General features: G+C 74.3%; 13 protein-coding genes and 2 pseudogenes. 10 read left to right on the top strand and 5 right to left on the bottom strand.

Annotation, left to right across the window (positions count from 1 at the left end; translation table 11 throughout):
- Nucleotides 1-32: 32 nt before the first annotated feature.
- Nucleotides 33-949: pseudogene (locus GEV43_RS39345) on the bottom strand (SDR family oxidoreductase).
- A gap of 83 nt (nucleotides 950-1,032) precedes the next feature.
- Nucleotides 1,033-3,196, bottom strand: a pseudogene (locus GEV43_RS39340) (anthranilate synthase component I).
- A 322-nt stretch (nucleotides 3,197-3,518) separates the two neighbouring features.
- Between GEV43_RS39340 and GEV43_RS39335 the strand changes: the two are divergent.
- The 4 genes from GEV43_RS39335 to GEV43_RS52355 all read left to right on the top strand — a co-directional run bounded on the left by GEV43_RS39335 (nucleotide 3,519) and on the right by GEV43_RS52355 (nucleotide 6,096).
- Nucleotides 3,519-4,076, top strand: coding sequence for a VOC family protein (locus tag GEV43_RS39335; protein ID WP_160825710.1), 558 nt, complete (start codon nucleotides 3,519-3,521; stop codon nucleotides 4,074-4,076).
- A gap of 169 nt (nucleotides 4,077-4,245) precedes the next feature.
- The gene (locus GEV43_RS39330; RefSeq protein WP_160825709.1) at nucleotides 4,246-4,482 is read left to right on the top strand and encodes a DUF3311 domain-containing protein; all 237 of its coding nucleotides are present in this window, start codon (nucleotides 4,246-4,248) and stop codon (nucleotides 4,480-4,482) included.
- Nucleotides 4,483-4,486: 4 nt separating this feature from the next.
- A complete protein-coding gene (gene mctP, locus GEV43_RS39325; protein WP_309240178.1) occupies nucleotides 4,487-5,893 on the top strand; it encodes a monocarboxylate uptake permease MctP in 1,407 nt (468 codons plus the stop codon).
- Entirely contained in the window at nucleotides 5,827-6,096 is a 270-nt protein-coding gene (locus GEV43_RS52355) for a hypothetical protein (protein WP_241684207.1), read from the top strand. The genes mctP and GEV43_RS52355 overlap by 67 nt, the downstream gene beginning before the upstream one ends.
- Nucleotides 6,097-6,149: 53 nt before the next feature.
- Here the strand turns inward: GEV43_RS52355 and GEV43_RS39320 are convergent, their stop codons facing one another.
- Nucleotides 6,150-6,491 carry a DUF6285 domain-containing protein gene (locus tag GEV43_RS39320; protein WP_160825708.1) on the bottom strand — a complete coding sequence of 114 codons (342 nt, stop codon included), beginning with the start codon at nucleotides 6,489-6,491 and terminating at the stop codon, nucleotides 6,150-6,152.
- 62 nt (nucleotides 6,492-6,553) lie between these two features.
- On the opposite strand from GEV43_RS39320, the gene GEV43_RS39315 reads away from it, so the two are divergent.
- The gene (locus GEV43_RS39315; protein WP_160825707.1) at nucleotides 6,554-7,747 is read left to right on the top strand and encodes an acyl-CoA dehydrogenase family protein; all 1,194 of its coding nucleotides are present in this window, start codon (nucleotides 6,554-6,556) and stop codon (nucleotides 7,745-7,747) included.
- Between the two features lie 404 nt (nucleotides 7,748-8,151).
- Nucleotides 8,152-10,959 (top strand): family 20 glycosylhydrolase, encoded by a 2,808-nt coding sequence (locus GEV43_RS39310; RefSeq protein WP_160825706.1) that lies wholly within the window; start codon nucleotides 8,152-8,154, stop codon nucleotides 10,957-10,959.
- 166 nt (nucleotides 10,960-11,125) lie between these two features.
- Here GEV43_RS39310 and GEV43_RS39305 read toward each other — a convergent pair whose 3' ends face one another.
- Complete coding sequence (locus GEV43_RS39305) at nucleotides 11,126-12,127, bottom strand: phosphotransferase family protein (protein ID WP_160825705.1); 1,002 nt, start codon at nucleotides 12,125-12,127, stop codon at nucleotides 11,126-11,128.
- Between the two features lie 117 nt (nucleotides 12,128-12,244).
- Here GEV43_RS39305 and GEV43_RS39300 point away from each other — a divergent pair, with 117 nt between their 5' ends.
- The 4 genes from GEV43_RS39300 (at nucleotide 12,245) to GEV43_RS39285 (ending at nucleotide 16,337) form a co-directional block, all read left to right on the top strand.
- The gene (locus GEV43_RS39300) at nucleotides 12,245-13,090 is read left to right on the top strand and encodes a dolichyl-phosphate beta-glucosyltransferase (RefSeq protein ID WP_160825704.1); all 846 of its coding nucleotides are present in this window, start codon (nucleotides 12,245-12,247) and stop codon (nucleotides 13,088-13,090) included.
- Nucleotides 13,087-14,916: a glycosyl transferase gene (locus tag GEV43_RS39295; protein ID WP_160825703.1), complete on the top strand. Its 1,830-nt coding sequence runs from the start codon at nucleotides 13,087-13,089 to the stop codon at nucleotides 14,914-14,916. Before GEV43_RS39300 ends, GEV43_RS39295 begins: the two co-directional genes overlap by 4 nt.
- A 153-nt stretch (nucleotides 14,917-15,069) precedes the next feature.
- On the top strand, nucleotides 15,070-15,594 hold the full coding sequence (locus GEV43_RS39290) for a SigE family RNA polymerase sigma factor (RefSeq protein WP_160825702.1): 525 nt from the start codon (nucleotides 15,070-15,072) through the stop codon (nucleotides 15,592-15,594).
- Nucleotides 15,595-15,599: 5 nt separating this feature from the next.
- The gene (locus tag GEV43_RS39285) at nucleotides 15,600-16,337 is read left to right on the top strand and encodes a hypothetical protein (protein WP_160825701.1); all 738 of its coding nucleotides are present in this window, start codon (nucleotides 15,600-15,602) and stop codon (nucleotides 16,335-16,337) included.
- On the opposite strand, the gene GEV43_RS39280 is transcribed toward GEV43_RS39285, so the two are convergent.
- Nucleotides 16,322-16,777 carry a phosphomannose isomerase type II C-terminal cupin domain gene (locus GEV43_RS39280; RefSeq protein ID WP_309240177.1) on the bottom strand — a complete coding sequence of 152 codons (456 nt, stop codon included), beginning with the start codon at nucleotides 16,775-16,777 and terminating at the stop codon, nucleotides 16,322-16,324. The genes GEV43_RS39285 and GEV43_RS39280 overlap by 16 nt on opposite strands.
- Nucleotides 16,778-16,783: the final 6 nt, after the last annotated feature.

Genomic DNA, 16,783 nt, shown 5'->3' with positions numbered 1-16,783 from the left:
GAGCCCGCGCAGCGAACGGCGCGGAACGCGCGTCAGCGGTAGCCGGTGACGTCGGCGGGCTTGCCGGCGTCCTCGACCTCGGTGATGTAGCGCCACGCGTCGGGGCGGCTGCCGTCCGCGTCGGTGAAGCCGTACACCTGGGCGAGGCCGCCGCTGGACAGGGACGCGCCGTTCCAGCGGGCCCGGTCCGGGTCGGCGGCGAGCGCCGCGACCGCGCGGCCGACGTACGCGGGCGACTCGGAGATCGCGAAGTGCGGGTCCTTGGCGGCGCCGTCCGTCCAGTTCTCCTCGGTGACGCCGAAGTGCTCCAGCATCGCCTCCGAGCGCAGCCAGCCGGGCGTGAGCGCGACGGCCGTGCCGCCGTGCTCGGCGATCTCGGCCGCCTGCGCGGTGGCGAGCCGGATCACCGCGACCTTGGCGAGGTCGTAGAAGAGGTTGGCCTCCTTGCGGTACCGGGCGTTGTACTCGGCGGTGCCGTCGGTCATCTCGACGACGAGCCCGCCGGGCGTCCGGTTGAGCAGCGGCAGCGCGCAGTGGCTGGTGATGATGTGGGTGTCGATCGCGAGGCGCAGGACCCGCAGCCCCTGTCGAGGTCGAGGTCCCACAGCCGGGTGCCGAACTCGGTGAGGTGGTCGCCGCCCCAGATGTCGTTCACGAGCACGTCGAGGCGCCCGCGCTCGGCGTCCACGCGCCGGACGAGCGCCCGCACCCGGTCCCGGTCGAGGTGGTCGACCTCGACCGGGACCCCCTCGCCTCCCGCGGCGGTGACGCGTTCGGCGGTCTCCTCGATGGTCTCCGGGCGGTCCATCTCCGAACGGGCCGCGCGCGTGGTGCGGCCCGTCACGTACACCGTGGCGCCCATCGCGCCGAGCTCGACGGCCGTCCCGCGGCCCGCGCCGCGGGTGCCGCCGGCGACGATCGCCACCTTTCCTTCCAGTTCACGAGTCATGGGCCCATGCTGGCCGTTCAACCTGACAGGGAACGTCAGGTTTTCCGGGCGGAACGGCGGCCGCCCTCCGCCCGGAACCCGCCTCAGCCCGCGCGGGACAGGCGCAGCACGTTGGCGACGATCCGGTGCCCGGCCCGGCCGGCCGCGGTGAGGATCGACTCCGGGTGGAACTGGACTGCCCAGCGGCGGCGCGCCGGGTCCTCGACGGCCATCACCACGTCCCGGTCACGGCCGTGACCTGGTAGCCCTTCACCCGTTCGGGCGTGGCGTGCAGGGAGTGGTAGCGGGCGGCGGTGAACGCGCCGGGCAGCCCCTCGAACAGCCCGCCGCCGGTGACCCGCACCCGTCCCGGCTTGCCGTGGGACGGCTCGGGCAGCAGCGACAGCTCGCCGCCCGCGTGCTCGACCATCGCCTGGAGGCCGAGGCAGACCCCGAAGACGGGCAGCGCGCGCGCGTCGAGCGCGTCGAGGAGCCCCGCGGTCGCGAAGTCCTGGGGACGGCCGGGACCGGGCGACAGCACCACCAGGTCCGGGGCGTGCTCGTCCAGCATCCGGACCGGGAACCCGTGCCGCAGCGTGACCACGTCGGCGCCCTGCTGCCGGAAGTAGTCGGCGAGGGTGTTGACGAACGAGTCCTCGTGGTCGACCACCAGCACCTTCATCCCCTCCCGGCCCGCTCCGGCTCGTCCTCCGGCGCCTCGGCCGGGGCGCCGGACACGGCGGCCTGGGAGTCGGCGAGCGCGCCGAGCAGCGCGGACGCCTTCAGGTGCGTCTCGCGCTCCTCCTCGTCGGGGTCGGAGTCGTACAGCAGCGTCGCCCCGGCGCGGACGGTCGCGATGCCGTCGCGGATCTGCGCGGTGCGGAGCGTGAGGCCGGTGTTCATCGAGCCGTCGAACCCGACGCGGCCGACCGCACCCCCGTACCAGCGGCGCGGCGAGTCCTCGTGGTCCTCGATGAACTGCATCGCCCACGTCTTCGGCGCGCCGGTCACGGTGACCGCCCACATGTGGGTGAGGAACGCGTCGAGCGCGTCGAAGCCGGGCCGCAGCCGCCCCTCGATGTGGTCGACGGTGTGGATCAGCCGGGAGTACATCTCGATCTGCCGCCGGCCGAGCACCTTCACGCTGCCCGGCACGCACACTCGCGACTTGTCGTTGCGGTCGACGTCGGTGCACATCGTCAGCTCCGACTCGTCCTTGGCGGACGACAGGATCGCGCGGATCTGCTCGGCGTCCTCCAGCGCGTCGCCGCCGCGCCGGATCGTCCCCGCGATCGGGCACGTCTCGACCCGGTCGCCGTTCACCCGGACGAACATCTCCGGCGACGCGCCGACCAGGTACTCGCCCTCGCCGAGGTTGAACAGGAACTCGTACGGCGCGGGGTTGGTCTCGCGGAGCCGCTCGAAGAACGCGGCGGGCGAGTCGCAGCGGCCGTACATGGCGTGCCCCGGCGTGACCTCGAACAGGTCGCCGCGCACGAACTTGTGCTTGGCGTCGCGCACCATCCGCGCGTACACCCCGGGGACGGGCTGCGGCGGTACCTCGGCGGCGACCGGGACGGGCGTCGGCTCGGTCGCGCGCGGCAGCCCGGCGGTGCTCGCGCCGCCCACCTCGAAGTCGTAGGCCATCCGGTGCGAGGTCTCGCGCTTGCGGTCGACGATGGTCATCTCGTCGGCGAGGTGCAGGACGAGGTCGCGCTGGTCGGCGGGCCGCTCCAGCCGCGTGCGCAGCGGCTCGAACTGGAGCGACAGGTCGTAGCCGAACGCCCCGTACAGCCCGAGGTGCGGGTCGTCGCAGCGGAACAGGTCGATGACGGCGCGCAGCGCGGTGAAGACGGTCGGCTGGCGGCTGCGCTCCTCCTCGGGGAAGAACGCGTCCGTCGCCGGGACGTGCACCTCGATGAGGCCGGGCCCGTCGGCGCGGACCTCGCCGACGGCGCGCAGCACGGGCGCGACCGCGGGCAGCAGCACCCGCCCGCGCCCGTTCAGGGCCCGGGCCGCGACCGTCCGGCCGCGCGCGACGATCTCCAGGCAGGGGTCGATGTAGGCCATGTGCCAGCGGCTGTAGCGGCCGGGATACTCCATCCCGGAGCTCAGCACGCCGCCGCGCCGCTCCCCCACGGCGGCGACGAGGGCGTTGAGCACGTCGGACTTGCGCTCCGGATCGACCGGGGTTGCGGTACGGGTCACCCGTACGCCCCCGGCCGTGACGAACTCGCTGGTCAGCGGCTGCTGTGAGACGGTGTCCACCGCGGTGGCCCCTCGTGGTAGGGCCCTCTCACCGGACGGGGACGACGAGGCGACCGCCGGGAGAGGGCGGTCGCCTGATGTCGAACGTGCACGAACCGGCGCCGCCTCAGCGGCGCCACCACCACTGGCGGGTCGTCCCGGTTCGCATGCGAGGAGGGTACCGGTTCGGCGGGGGCCCGGCCAAGCGGCCCGCCGGGGCACGGCCGCGAGACATCACGGCGCATCTGTCGCACCGCGGGGTTCTCAAGCGCCGGCGATCTTGCCATCATGGCGGGAAGGGGCCCGCTCGACCGGCCCGCCCGTCCGCCCTTGGAGCCTCCCCATGACCAGGAAGAACACCGAGTTCGAGCTGCGCGGCGTCAACCACCTGGCGCTCGTCTGCCGCGACATGAAGCGCACGGTGGACTTCTACCAGGGCGTGCTCGGGATGCCGCTGATCAAGACGATCGAGCTGCCGATGGGCTGGGGCCAGCACTTCTTCTTCGACTGCGGCGGCGGGAACGCCCTGGCGTTCTTCTGGTTCCCCGACGCCCCCGACGCGGTGCCGGGCGTGTCCGCGCCGAAGGACCTGCCCGACCGGGGCGAGCTGGTCTCGGCGGCCGGGTCGATGAACCACATCGCCTTCGACGTCCCGCCCGAACGGATCGAGGAGTACCGCGACCGGCTGGTGGCGAAGGGCGTGGACGTCGGCGTGCTGCTCAACCACGACGACAGCGAGTTCGGCGTCAGCAAGGAGATGCACGACGGCGTGTTCGTCCGGTCGATCTACTTCAAGGACCCCGACGGCGTGCTGGTCGAGTTCGCGGCGTGGACGCGGGAGCTGGACCGGCCGTCCGACGTCCGGCACGAGCCGAAGACCGAGGCAGACCGCACCGCCTGACCCGGCGGCGGCTCCTCCTCGACTCCGAGAGTTTCGGGGGGAGCGTCCTGGTCCGCGCACTCTGGACCGATCCAGCCGAGTCGTTCCACAGCCGTGATCACCCCGTGACGGAACGAGGGGTAGGCTTCGCGCCGCCTCACCCCCGGGCATCTGTGACGAGGAGGATCCCTTGGCCGCGAACGACACCTCCCAGGAGTCCCCGCCGGGCGAGCGGCGCAGCGACCGCAGCCCGTGGAACTGGCTGCTGGTGGTCCCCGTCGTCGTTCCCCTGCTGACGCTGCTGTTCAACAAGGACGAGCCGAGGCTCGCGGGGTTCCCCGCGTTCTACTGGATGCAGTTCGCGTTCATCCCGCTCGGCGTGCTGTGCACCGTGCTGGTGTACCGGATGACCAGGAAGCGGGGCTGATCCGGTGTCCACCGAGCACCTGACCGAAATGATCGTCTTCGGGGCGCTGTTCCTGCTGGTCAGCGGGATGGGGTTCGTCGCCGCGCGGTGGCGGCGGCCCGGCACGATGGACTCCCTGGACGAGTGGGGCCTCGGCGGCCGGAGCTTCGGGAGCTGGATCACCTGGTTCCTCATCGGCGGCGACCTCTACACCGCGTACACGTTCGTCGCGGTGCCCGCCCTGGTGTTCGGGGCGGGCGCGGCGGGCTTCTACGCCGTCCCGTACACGATCGTGGTGTACCCGTTGGTGTTCCTCGTGCTGATCCGGCTCTGGTCGGTGTCGCACGTGCACGGGTTCGTGACGCCCGCCGACTTCGTCCGCGCCCGGTTCGGGTCGCCGACGCTGGCGCTGGTCATCGCGGTCACCGGGATCGTCGCGACGATGCCGTACATCGCGCTCCAGCTCGTCGGGATCGAGGCGGTGCTGAAGGCGATGGGGGTGGACGGCCACCTGCCGATCGTCATCGCGTTCGCGATCCTCGCCGCCTACACCTACCAGTCCGGGCTGCGGGCGCCGGCGCTGATCGCGTTCGTCAAGGACATCCTGATCTACCTGGTGATCATCGTCGCGGTGCTCTACATCCCGTCCAAGCTGGGCGGCTGGGGGCACGTGTTCGACACCGCGCAGGCCAAGTTCGACAAGACGCCCGTCCCCTCGGACGGGATCCTGCTGGACGGCACCAACCAGCTCAACTACGCGATGCTGGCGCTCGGGTCGGCGCTGGCGCTGTTCCTGTACCCGCACAGCATCACCGGCGTGCTGGCGAGCAAGAACCGCAACGTGATCAAGCGCAACATGGCCGCGCTGCCCGCCTACAGCTTCGTGCTGGGCCTGATCGCGCTGCTCGGGCTGATGGCGATCGCCGCCGGGATCAAGCCCGTGGTGACCGACGGCAAGGCCGACACCAACACGGTCGTGCCGCTGCTGTTCGACCACATGTTCCCGAGCTGGTTCACCGGTGTGGCGTACGCGGCGATCGGGATCGGCGCGCTCGTCCCGGCCGCGATCATGTCGATCGCCGCCGCGAACCTGTTCACCCGCAACATCTACAAGGAGTACCTCCGCAAGGACGCGACCGAGAAGCAGGAGGCCGCCGTCAGCAAGCTGGTCTCGCTGATCGTCAAGGTCGGCGCGGTCGCGTGCATCCTGCTGCTGGACCCCGAGTTCTCCATCGACCTCCAGCTCATCGGCGGCGTGATCATCCTTCAGACGCTGCCGGCGGTCGCGCTCGGCCTGGTCACCCGCTGGTTCCACCGGGGCGCGCTCGTCGCCGGCTGGGCGGGGGCATGGCGGCCGGCCTGTGGATGCTGTACCGGATCCCCAACCCGGCCAAGGGCAAGGCCCACTTCGGAGGCTCGGCCTACAAGCTGAGCGACCTCGGGCTCGACACGAAGATGACGGTGTACGTGGGGATGCTCGCCCTCGCCGTCAACATCGCCGTCGCCGTGGTCGCGACGGTCGCGCTGAAGCTCGGGAAGGTCGCCGACGGGCCGGACGCGACGCGGGAGGCCGACTACCTCGCCGACGAGACCGACCCGAAGATCAAGGAGCTGGAGCTGACCTCCTCCACCTGACGTACCGCGCGGCCGGGTCCGCGCCGTCCCCGCGGGGCGTGCGTTCCCGCCGCTCAGCCGGCGCGGGACGGGTCGGCCACGGCCAGCTTGTCCCGCACGGCGTCCTCCAGGGCCGCCTTGACCTCCGCGAACCGGTCGTCGAGGCGGCCCTCGCGCAGCGCGGCGGCGAGCGCGGCGTCGCCGTCGAACCCGAGGGCCGCGAGCCGTTCGGCGTGCGCGCGCTCGTGCGCGGGGCCGAGGTCGAGCTCGCGCTCGACCATGCCGAGGACGTTCACGGCGACGAGGCCGTGGAAGCGGGCGCGCCCCTCCAGGCCGCCGAGCACGTCGCGTTCGAGGAACTCGCGGACGGCGGCGACGAGCTCGCGGGCGGACGGGGCGTCGTGCGGACGGGCCATCGCGTGCGGTCCTCCTCGTGAGACAGAATGCGATTCTAGAAGATCGAGGAGAGGCGGCCCAGATGAGTTTCGACGTCCCCGCGTCCGTGCGCCCGGTCCGCGACGCCGTGCACGCGTTCATGACCGAACGGGTCGAGCCCGCCGAGCCCGCGATGCGCGCGGGCGGGGAGGAGTCCGCCGAGGCCGTCCGCGCGCTCCAGCGGGAGGCGAAGGCCGAGGGGCTGTGGGCGCTCGGCCATCCGAAGGAGCTGGGCGGCGGCGGGCTGCCGTTCCTGGACTACGTGTACGTCAACGAGGTGCAGGGGCGCAGCGAGTACGGGCAGCTCGCGCTCGGCACGTTCACCCTCCAGGACTCGCTGATGCTGCACCGGTACGCGAGCGCGGCGCAGCGCGACCGGTTCCTCGAACCGCTCGCGCGGGCGGAGATCTACCCGAGCTTCGCGATGACCGAGCCGGGGATCTCCAGCTCGGACCCGACGCAGCTCAGGACCACCGCGACGCTGGAGGGCGGCGAGTGGGTGATCCGGGGCCGCAAGTGGTTCACGACGCTCGCGAACGTGGCGGCGTACACGACGGTGATGGCGCGGACGGAGCCCGAGGGGACCTCGCCCCACCTGGCGTTCAGCATGATCCTCGTGCCGACCGGCACGCCCGGCTACACGATCGTCCGCGAGACGCCCGTGCTCGGGCTGGACGGCGGGCACTGCGAGGTGCTGTACGACGACGTGCGCGTTCCGGAGGACCACCTGCTCGGGCCGCGCGGGCACGGGTTCGTCATCGCGCAGGAACGGCTCGGGCCCGGCCGGATCTTCCACTGCATGCGCTTCCTCGGGCAGGCGCAGCGGGCGTTCGACCTGATGTGCGCGCGGCTGCACGACCGGACCGCGTTCGGGGAGCCGCTGCACAGAAAGCAGCTCATGCAGCAGCACGTGTTCGACTCCTACACCGAGATCCAGGCGGCGCGGCTGCTCACCCTCCAGGCGGCGGAGAAGATCGACCGGGGCGAGCAGGCGCGGGTGGAGATCGGCGCGATCAAGGTGGTGGCGGCGCGGATGCTGCACAACGTCATCGACCGCGCGATCCAGGTGCACGGCGCCGAGGGCCTCACCCCCGACACCCCGCTCGGCGACATGTACCGGCACGCCCGCGCGGGGCGGATCTTCGACGGCCCGGACGAGGTGCACATCACCACCACGGCCCGCCGCATCCTCCGGGAGTACGGCGAGGGCCGCAACTGGGAGTTCGGCCTCCGCTGACCCGTCCCCGCCCACTGGTACGGACCAGTGCCGGTCGGGGTGCGGACCACCCCGGCCGGACGGCGTGGAATCGTCTCTTCGCAGGTCAGCAGGGCATTGACCGGTTGGTCACGCGGGAGGCGTCAACCCCGGCGGGACGTCCGGCTCCGGCCCGGAGGCGCTGCCTGGGCGTTCGCCGGTGGCCGGATCAGGCGCGGGGTGCGCGGCAAATAGATAGGTTACTTTCCTATTCATGCCGCTGAGATCCACAACGGTCCGGCCCCGCGACGGGCCGTGACGCGCGCCCCGTGAAGGTCCCGCCGCCCTCCGCCTCCGCACCCCGTGCCCGCCCCGCTCGCGCGCTCCCGTTCCGGCCGTCCGGCCGGTGTCTCCTCCCCTACGCCAGGAGAACGGTTCACGCTGCCATGAGACCCTCCACCAGAAGACCCGCGGCCGTCGTCTCGGCCGCCGCCCTCGCCGCCGCCTGCGCGGCGGCCATCGCGCCGGGCTCCGCGTCGGCGGGCTGCCGGCCCGACGCCCGCGACCTGCTGATGACCTACCAGCCCGTCGACCACACCGTCACCGACGGGGCGTACCACCGGGCACGGCTGACGCTCGCCAACCGCGACGGGCGCTGCGCGCTCGGCACGGACTGGGCGATGTACTACACCGCCGTCCGCCAGCCCGCCGCCGTCCTCGCCGGGGCGGACGGCGACGCCGCCCGCAGGCTGCTCGCCGACCAGGGCCTCACCGTCGCGCGCGCCGACAAGGCGCAGAGCGGCGACTTCTACGTGCTGAAGCCGACCGGCTCGTTCAAGCCCGTCGCCCCCGGGGAGCGGCGGGAGATCGCCTACGACTCCGAGCTGTGGGCCACGCACAAGTCCGACGCCCCGGCCGGCTGGAGCGTGTCGTTCGGCGGCGGGACGCCGCGCTGGGTGCCCGCCAAGTCGCTGCTGGACCCGACCGACCCGAAGCAGACCAAGGCGTTCTCCGGCGACAACCGCCCGGTGCAGAACGCCGCGACGCGCTACGCCGACAACACCTCGACCAAGGTGGACCTGTCGCTCCAGCAGCGCATCGTGCCGCAGCCGCTCACGGCGAAGGCGACCGGCGGGACGGTCGCGATCGGCGGCGGCTCGGCCGTCTCCGCGCCGCGCGCGCTGCGCGGCGAGGCGGGCTACCTGCGCTCGGCGCTGCGCGACGTCGCGTCCGGGAAGGGCGCGCCGGTCTCGCTCCGGCTCGACCCGCGGCTGGACGTCGACCGTGACGGCAAGCCGGACGCCGAGGGCTACAGGCTCGCCACCACGGCGAAGGGCGTCGAGATCACCGGCACCGACCGCGCCGGCGCGCTGTACGGCGTGCAGACGCTGCGGCAGCTCATCGCGCCGGACGACTACCGGACGGCCGCCGCCGGGCACGGGCGGACCGTCCGGGTGCCGCGCGCGCAGATCGCGGACGCGCCGCTGTTCGGCTACCGCGGCCTGCACATCGACGTGGGGCGGCACTTCCAGTCCAAGGAGACGATCGAGAAGTTCCTGGACCTGATGTCGTTCACGAAGATGAACAAGCTGCACTTCGGGCTCACCAACGACGAGGGCTGGCGGCTGGAGATCCCCGGCCTGCCCGAGCTGACCGGCTTCGGGTCCAGGCGCGCGTTCGACCTGGAGGAGAAGCGGTCGCTGCACCAGGGCATGAGCTCGGTGAACGACCTCGGCGGCGGCGACGGCATCGACGGCAAGGCGCGCGACCGGACCGAGGCGAACCTCGGCCGCCGGCCCGCCTTCCAGGGCTTCGAGCAGGCCACGGCCAACTTCGTGGGCCAGGGCTCCGGGCACTACTCGGTGAAGGACTTCCAGGAGATCCTGAGGTACGCGGCCGAACGGCACGTCGAGGTCGTCCCCGAGCTGAACTTCCCCGCGCACGCGCGCGCGGCCGTCCAGTCGATGGAGCGCCGCTACGAGCGCACCGGCGACGACTCGTACCGGCTGCTGGACCCGAAGGACGCCTCGCGGCACGTCAGCGTGCAGTACTACACCGACAACCTCGTCAACCCCTGCCTGAAGAGCAGCTACGCGTTCCTCGGCAAGGTCACCTCCGAGGTGAAGAAGATGTACGCCGGGGCGAGGGTGCCGCTCAACCGGATCAACCTGGGCGGCGACGAGCCGCCGGGCGAGGCGAAGAACTGGTGGTCGGGCTCGCCCGCGTGCCAGAGCAATCCGGAGACGGCGGGCAAGTCCGGCGAGGACCTGGCCGACCTGTTCTTCAGCAAGTGGAACGCCATCGCGCAGACGGCCGCCAAGACGACCGCCGGCTGGGAGGACATCACCGCCCCGGACCGTTCGCTGCGCCTGAAGAACTTCGCGCCGCTCCCCTGGCAGAACGTGTGGGGCTGGGGCCGGGAGGACTGGGCGTACCGGTACGCCAACGAGGGCACGCCGGTGATCCTCGCCCACGCCACCAACCTCTACATGGACCTCGCCTACAACAAGGACCCGGACGAGCCCGGCTACTACTGGGCGAACTACGTGGACGAGAAGAACACCTTCACCTACCAGCCGTTCGACGTGTACGCCAACGCCACCGAGGACCGCTGGGGCAACCCCCTCGGCGGCCCGAAGCCGGAGTGGGAGCGGCTCACGGAGAAGGGCAGGAAGAACATCCTCGGCATGGAGGCCCAGCTCTGGGCCGAGAACGGCATGGCGCCCGAGATCCGCGAGTACCAGGCGTTCCCGAAGATGCTCGGCGTGGCCGAGCGCGCCTGGAACCGCAACACCCCCTCGCCCGAGCGGATGCCGGCCGCGTGGAACGTCTTCAACAACACGCTCGGCCAGGTGACGTTCCCGCTGCTGTCGTCGTACAAGCCGGTCGGGCTGCGCGGCGACGACGGCGTGAACTACCGGATCCCGCTGCCCGGCGGGAAGGTCTCCGGCGGCGCGCTGACCGCGAACGTCCGCAACCCGGGCCTCGCGATCGAGTACTCGACCGACGGCGTCCGCTGGCGGCCGTACGCCGGGAGCCCGGTCAAGGTCGGGGCGTACGCGCTGACCCGCACCCGCGCGGTGGACGGCCGCACCAGCCGCGTCTCACCGGTCGGCGTCCCCGCCTGGCAGGGCGGCGCGTCGTACGAGGCGGGAGCGCTGGTGACGCACCGGGGCGAGCTGTACCGGGCGACCCGTCCGGGCAGCGGCCGGTCCCCGGACACCGCACCGAAGTCCTGGACCCTGATCCAGTGACCGGCGCGGGGTGACCGGCGGCGCCTGAACGGCGGCGCCCGGCTCCCCGGACGCCTCAGCCAAGGCGGCCGGACCGTCCCGCACGGGGGACGGACCGGCCGCCTTCCCCTGCCTGGCGCCTCGCGCTGGTGGCCGTCGCGGCGGGCTCGGCCGGAGGCGCGGCGGATCAGCCGGGGAGGGTGAGGGGGGCGTCGAGGCGGGCGGGGAGCATGTCCAGGAGGTCCGCCTCGTTCTCCGCGACGCGGCGGCCGAGCGCGGCGAGTTCGACGGAGCGTTCGCCGCCGGACAGGTGCCGCCGGGCCTGCATCACGCAGATGATCGCCCACCGGGCCACGCCGAACATCTCCCACCAGCGCAGCGCGGCCGGGTCGACCTTCGCGCCGCCCGCCCTCTCGTACGCCTCCACGAGCTGGTCGTACGTGCCGAACCCGCCGACCGGCGGTTCGGCGCCGAACCGCCACGCCTTCACGCACAGCCAGCCGAGGTCCTCCAGCGGGTCGCCGAGGTGCGCGAGCTCCCAGTCGAGGACGGCGCGGACGCCGTCCGGCCCGATGATGAGGTTGCCGTTGCGGAAGTCGCCGTGCACGACCGCCGGGGGCCGCGCGGACGGGCGGTTGCGGTCCAGCCAGCGCAGCGCGAGTTCCAGCGCCGGGTGCGGCTCGCCCGTCGCGTCCAGCACCGCCCGCCACGCCTCCAACTGGTCGGCGCGGTCGAGCGTGGGAACGGCCTCGATGGGGATGCGGTGCACGGCGGCGAGGATCTCGCCGCACCGCGCGGCCAGCCCGGCCCGCGCGCCCGCGAGGGCCGGGTCGCGCAGGACGCGGCGCGGGATCGTCTCGCCCTCGACCCGTTCCATGACCACGAAGTCGGCGCCGAGCGGACCGTCCTCCCCGCCCGCCGCGACGACCTCGGGGCTCGGCACGCCCGCCTCGCCCGCGGCGCGCATCAGCGCGGCCTCGTGCAGCAGGGGGCCGCCCGCCGACGCGCCGGGCGTCGCGAGCCGCAGGATCAGGGGGCGGGTCTCCCCGTCCGCCGTGACCGCGTCGAACGCGCAGGTGACGCGGGACGCGCCGCCGCTGTCGCGGCGCAGGCCGCGCACCCGGACGCCCGGCCCGTACCGCGCGGCGAGCACGTCGGCCAGCGGTCCCGCGAGCCGGTCCAGGTCCATCGGCGCTCCCGTCCGCGATAAGTGACCACTTCTCCCCCATCCTGGCAGCCTGCACGGCCCGTCCCGATGTGACGTAGGTCATACAACCGGACGGGCGCCCGGGGCGGTCTCCGGGATGTGAACGCCTCCCCGGTCGAGCTGTCGGTCGTCGTCCCCGTCTACAACGAGCGGCGGCGGCTCCCGGCCGCGCTCGCCGAGCTCCGCGCCCACCTGGACGGCCGCGCGCCCTCCTGGGAGCTGATCGTCGTGGACGACGGCTCCACCGACGGCGGCGCGGCGGCCGTCCTCGGCGCCGCCGCGCGCGACCCCCGGATCCGGCTGCTGCGCACCCCGGCGAACCGCGGCAAGGGCCACGCCGTCCGGACGGGCGTCGCGGCCTCGCGCGGCACGCTCGTGCTCTTCACCGACGCGGACCTCGCGACGCCGATCGAGGAGCTGGCCCGCCTGCGCGCCGTCCTCGCCGAGGGGTACGCCGCCGCGATCGGCTCGCGCGCCGTACCGCGGGGCCCGGCCGGTGAACGGCGCGTGCGGCGGCATCCGCTGCGCCTCGTCCCGGGGCGGACGGGCGCCGCGCTGATCCGGACGGTCGCGCTGCGGGGGGTGGCCGACACGCAGTGCGGGTTCAAGCTGTTCGACGGCGCGCGGGCCCGCGCGGCGTTCGCGGCGGCGCGGGTGGACGGCTGGGGGTTCGACGTGGAGGTCCTGGCCCTGTTCGCGCGGCGCGGCTGGCCGGTCGCCGAGGTGCCGGTGCGGTGGACGCACCGCCCCGGCTCCAAGGTCCGCCCCCTCGACTACCTGCGGGTACTGCGCGAGATCGCGGGCATCCGCGCCCGCCACGGCCTCTCCCACACGATCACGAACCCCACCTCGACCCGTCCCGCCACGCACGATGCGGACGGCGCGAGCAGCGCGGGCAACGCGGACGGCGGGGGCGGGGCGTGGGGCGGGTGGGTGGCGGCGTGAGGGCTGTGGTGACTGCGGGCTGCGGCGAGGCCGAGGCGGGCCGCAGCGGCGGGGGGCTGGGCGGAACGGGGCGTACGGGGTTGAGCGGGCGGGAGGTCGATCTCGCCGTGTCGGGGGCGTTCGTGCTCGCCGCGTTCGCCGTCCTCGGCAATCTGTGGGCGGACCCGGGCCGCCGCTACCTGGTGGACGGCGGCCAGGACCAGGCCCAGTGGGAGTGGTTCTTCGCGGTGACCGCGCGGGCCGTGACGCGGCTGGACGACCCGTTCTTCACGACCCTCCAGAACGCCCCGGACGGCGTGAACCTCATGGCCAACACGGTCATGCTCGGCGTCTCGGTGCCGCTGGCGCCGGTGACCCTCGCGTTCGGGCCCTCGGTGACCTGGGCGCTCGTGCTGACGCTCGGGCTCGGCGGCACGGCCGCGGCCTGGTACCGGCTGGCGCGCCGGCATCTCGGGGCGGCATGGCCGGCGGCGGCCGTGGCGGGCGGGTTCTGCGGGTTCGCGCCGCCGATGGTCTCGCACGCCAACGCGCACCCGAACTTCGTCGTGCTGGCCGCGCTCCCGCTGATCGTCGGACGGCTCGTCCGGCTCGCGCGCGGCGACGGCGGGACCGTCCGCAACGGCCTGGTCCTCGGCCTCCTCGCCGCCTACCAGGTGTACCTGGGTGAGGAGGCGCTGCTGCTCGCGGCGACGGGCCTCGCCGTCTTCGCCGCCGGGTACGCCCTCGCCCGCCCGGACGGAACCGGGCCCGCGGCGCGGCGGCTCGTCGCCGGGCTCGGGACGGCGGCGGCGACCGCTCTGCCGCTCACCGTGTACGCGCTGGTCCGGCAGTTCTTCGGGCGGCAGAGCTACGACGGCCTGCTGCACGGCCCGGCGGGCAACGACGCGGCGGCGCTCGCCGCGTTCGCCCGGCAGTCGCTCGCCGGGCACCCCTCCGCGCCGGGCCCGCTCGACGTGAGCACGACCGAGCAGAACGCGTTCTTCGGCTGGCCCCTCGCCGTCCTGGTCGCCGCGCTGCTCGTCCTGCTGCGCCGGGACGCGGTCGCGCGCGCCCTCGGGCTCGTGGTCGTCACCGCGGCCGTCCTGTCGCTCGGCCCCGAGATCGTCGTGAACGGGCGGCCGACCGGGATACCCGGGCCCTGGCTCGTCCTGGGGAAGCTCCCCCTCTACGAGTCGGTGCTGGAGTCGCGGCTGACGCTGGTGTGCGTACCGCCGATCGGCCTGCTGCTCGCCCGCGCCCTCGACCGCTGCCTCGCGGGCGCGGAGCTCTCCGGCGACGCCGCGTACGGACGGCGCGCGCGGATCGCGTGCGCCCTCGTGCTGGCCGAGGCCCTGGTACCGATCGCCCCGAAGCCGCTGCCCGCCGAGGACCGGCCCGCGACCCCGGCGTTCTTCACCGGAGGCGCGTGGCGCCGCCACGTCGCGCCGGGCCGCACCCTCGTGCCCGCGCCGCCGCCGGACGTGCCGGACGCGACGCCGCTGCACTGGCAGGTCGAGGCAGGCCTCGGGTTCCGGGTGCCCGAGGGCTACTTCGTCGGCCCGTTCGGACCGGACCGGCGGGGCGGGTACGGCGCGCCCCGCCGCCCGACGTCCGAGCTGCTGCGCCGCGCCCGCGACGACCGCGACCCGCCCGCCGTCGGCCCCGCCGAACGGTCCGCCGCCCGCGCGGACCTCGTGTACTGGCGCGCCGACGCGGTCGTCCTCGGACCGAACGCCCGCGAACGCGAGCTGCACGGCGTCCTCACCGCCCTGCTCGGCCCCGGCCGCTACGAGGGCGGCGTGTGGGTCTGGGACGTCCGCCTCCTCACTCGTGGGCCGGGACGGTGACCGGCCGTGGCCACGGACCCGGCGATCCCGCTGCCGCCCCCACCCGTCTCACGGAGCGGCAGGCGCACGGCGGCCCGTCCCGAACGGGCGGCGGAGCGGGCACCCGAACGGGAGGCGGGGCGGCGGGCGGCGGGACCGGGAAGGAGGGCGGCGGTGCGGGCGGGCGATGAGGCGGAGTACGTGGAGTACGTGACGGGCGCCCTGCCGGGCCTGCGCCGGATCGCGCACCTGCTCTGCCACGACCCGCACCGCGCCGACGACATCGTCCAGACCGCGCTGACCCGGCTGTACGTGCACTGGAGACGCGCGCGGGGGGCGGACGACCTGGACCGCTACGTCCGGTCCATCCTGGTCAGGTCGTTCCTCAACGAGCGGCGCCTCGCCTGGGTCGCCCGCGTCCGGCTGACGGGCGCGCCCGCCGACACGCCGGGCGTCCCGGCCGAGGCCGTCCCGGACGTCGAGACGCGGGCCGTGGTGCGGGCGGCGCTGGACCGGGTGCCGCGCAGGCAGCGCGCCGTCCTCGTGCTGCGGTTCCTGTGCGACCTGCCCGTGGCGGAGGTCGCGGAGATCCTCGGCTGCTCGGAGGGGACCGTCAAGAGCCAGACCGCGCACGGGCTCGCCCGCCTGCGCGCGCTGCTCGGCGACCGCGCCGGGTCGGCCGTACGGGGAGGGGAGTGACCGCCGTGGACGAGCACGACGACGAGGCCGCGCGGCTGCTCGGAACGCTGCGCGGGTTCCGGCCGCCGCCCGGCTCCCCCGACGTCGGCCGCGCCGTCCGGGCCGGCCGCCGCCGGGTCCGCGTCCGGCGCGCGGCGGCGACCGCGGCGGCGGCGCTGGCGGTCGTGGCGGCGCAGCTCACCGTCCCGCTGCTGGGCCAGGAGGCGGCGGCCCCGCCGGGCGAACGGTTCGACGCGGGGCGGCACGCGTTCGACGTCGGGTCGGCGGGCGGTTTCACCCCCGCGTCGTACGAGGCGGGACGCGACGTCCAGCGGATCCTGCTGCGGCCCGAACGGCCGGGCGGCACCCTGCGCGCCGACGGGATCGTGGAGATGTACCCGAAGGGCGGCCTCCCGCCGGGCAGCGGGGGCCGTCCGCCGTCGGGCCGTCCCGCGCCCGCCGTGCACGGCCACCGCGCGTACGTGCTCGCCGCGCCCGTCGTCCGCCCTGGCGCGGTCGAGCTGGCCTGGGAGTGGAAGCCGGGCGCGTGGGGCTACGTCTCGCTCAAGGGCCCGGGGGCGGACGACACGCGCGCCCAGCGCGTGGCGCTCAGCGTGCTCCCCGCCGGGACGTTCACGCGCCCGCGCCCGACGGCCTCCGCACCGCCCGCGACGACGACGCCCCGACCCGCGACGACGACGCCGTCCGCCGGGGAGGGCGCGGCGCCGGCGGCGGAACGGACGGAGCGTCAGGCGCGGCCGTAGGAGTCCTCGATGCGCTCGATGTCGTCCTCGTCGAAGTGGCCGAACGCGATCTCCATGACGCGGACGGCCGGGCCGTCGGAGCCGAGCCGGTGCGTGTCGCCCGCGCGGATCAGCACCCGCTCGCCCACCTCGGGCAGGAAGCGGCGCCCCGCGACCTCGAACACCGCGCCCGGGTCCAGCGCGACCCACAGCTCGTCGCGGTCGCGGTGCCGCTGGAGGCTGAGCCGCTGCCCCGGCTCCACATGGATGATCTTCACGGTGGACGGCTCGTTCAGCGTGTACCGCTCGAAGCTCCCCCAGGGCCGCCGCTCGGTCTCCACGTCCGGCTCGGGGCGGGCCGCGGCGGGCGCCCCGGCGGGACCGCCCGCGTCCGGGCCGTCGTCGCGGCCGCTCGCGGGGTGGGTGGCGGGCTCGGTCCGCAGGTCGGTCTGCACAGTCACCTCGGG

Origin of the sequence: Actinomadura sp. J1-007 (assembly GCF_009793335.1) — a bacterium.
GTDB lineage: Bacteria > Actinomycetota > Actinomycetes > Streptosporangiales > Streptosporangiaceae > Spirillospora > Spirillospora yumaensis.
Note: the sequence above shows the minus strand (reverse complement) of the source record. Positions and strands in the feature narration are given on the sequence as shown.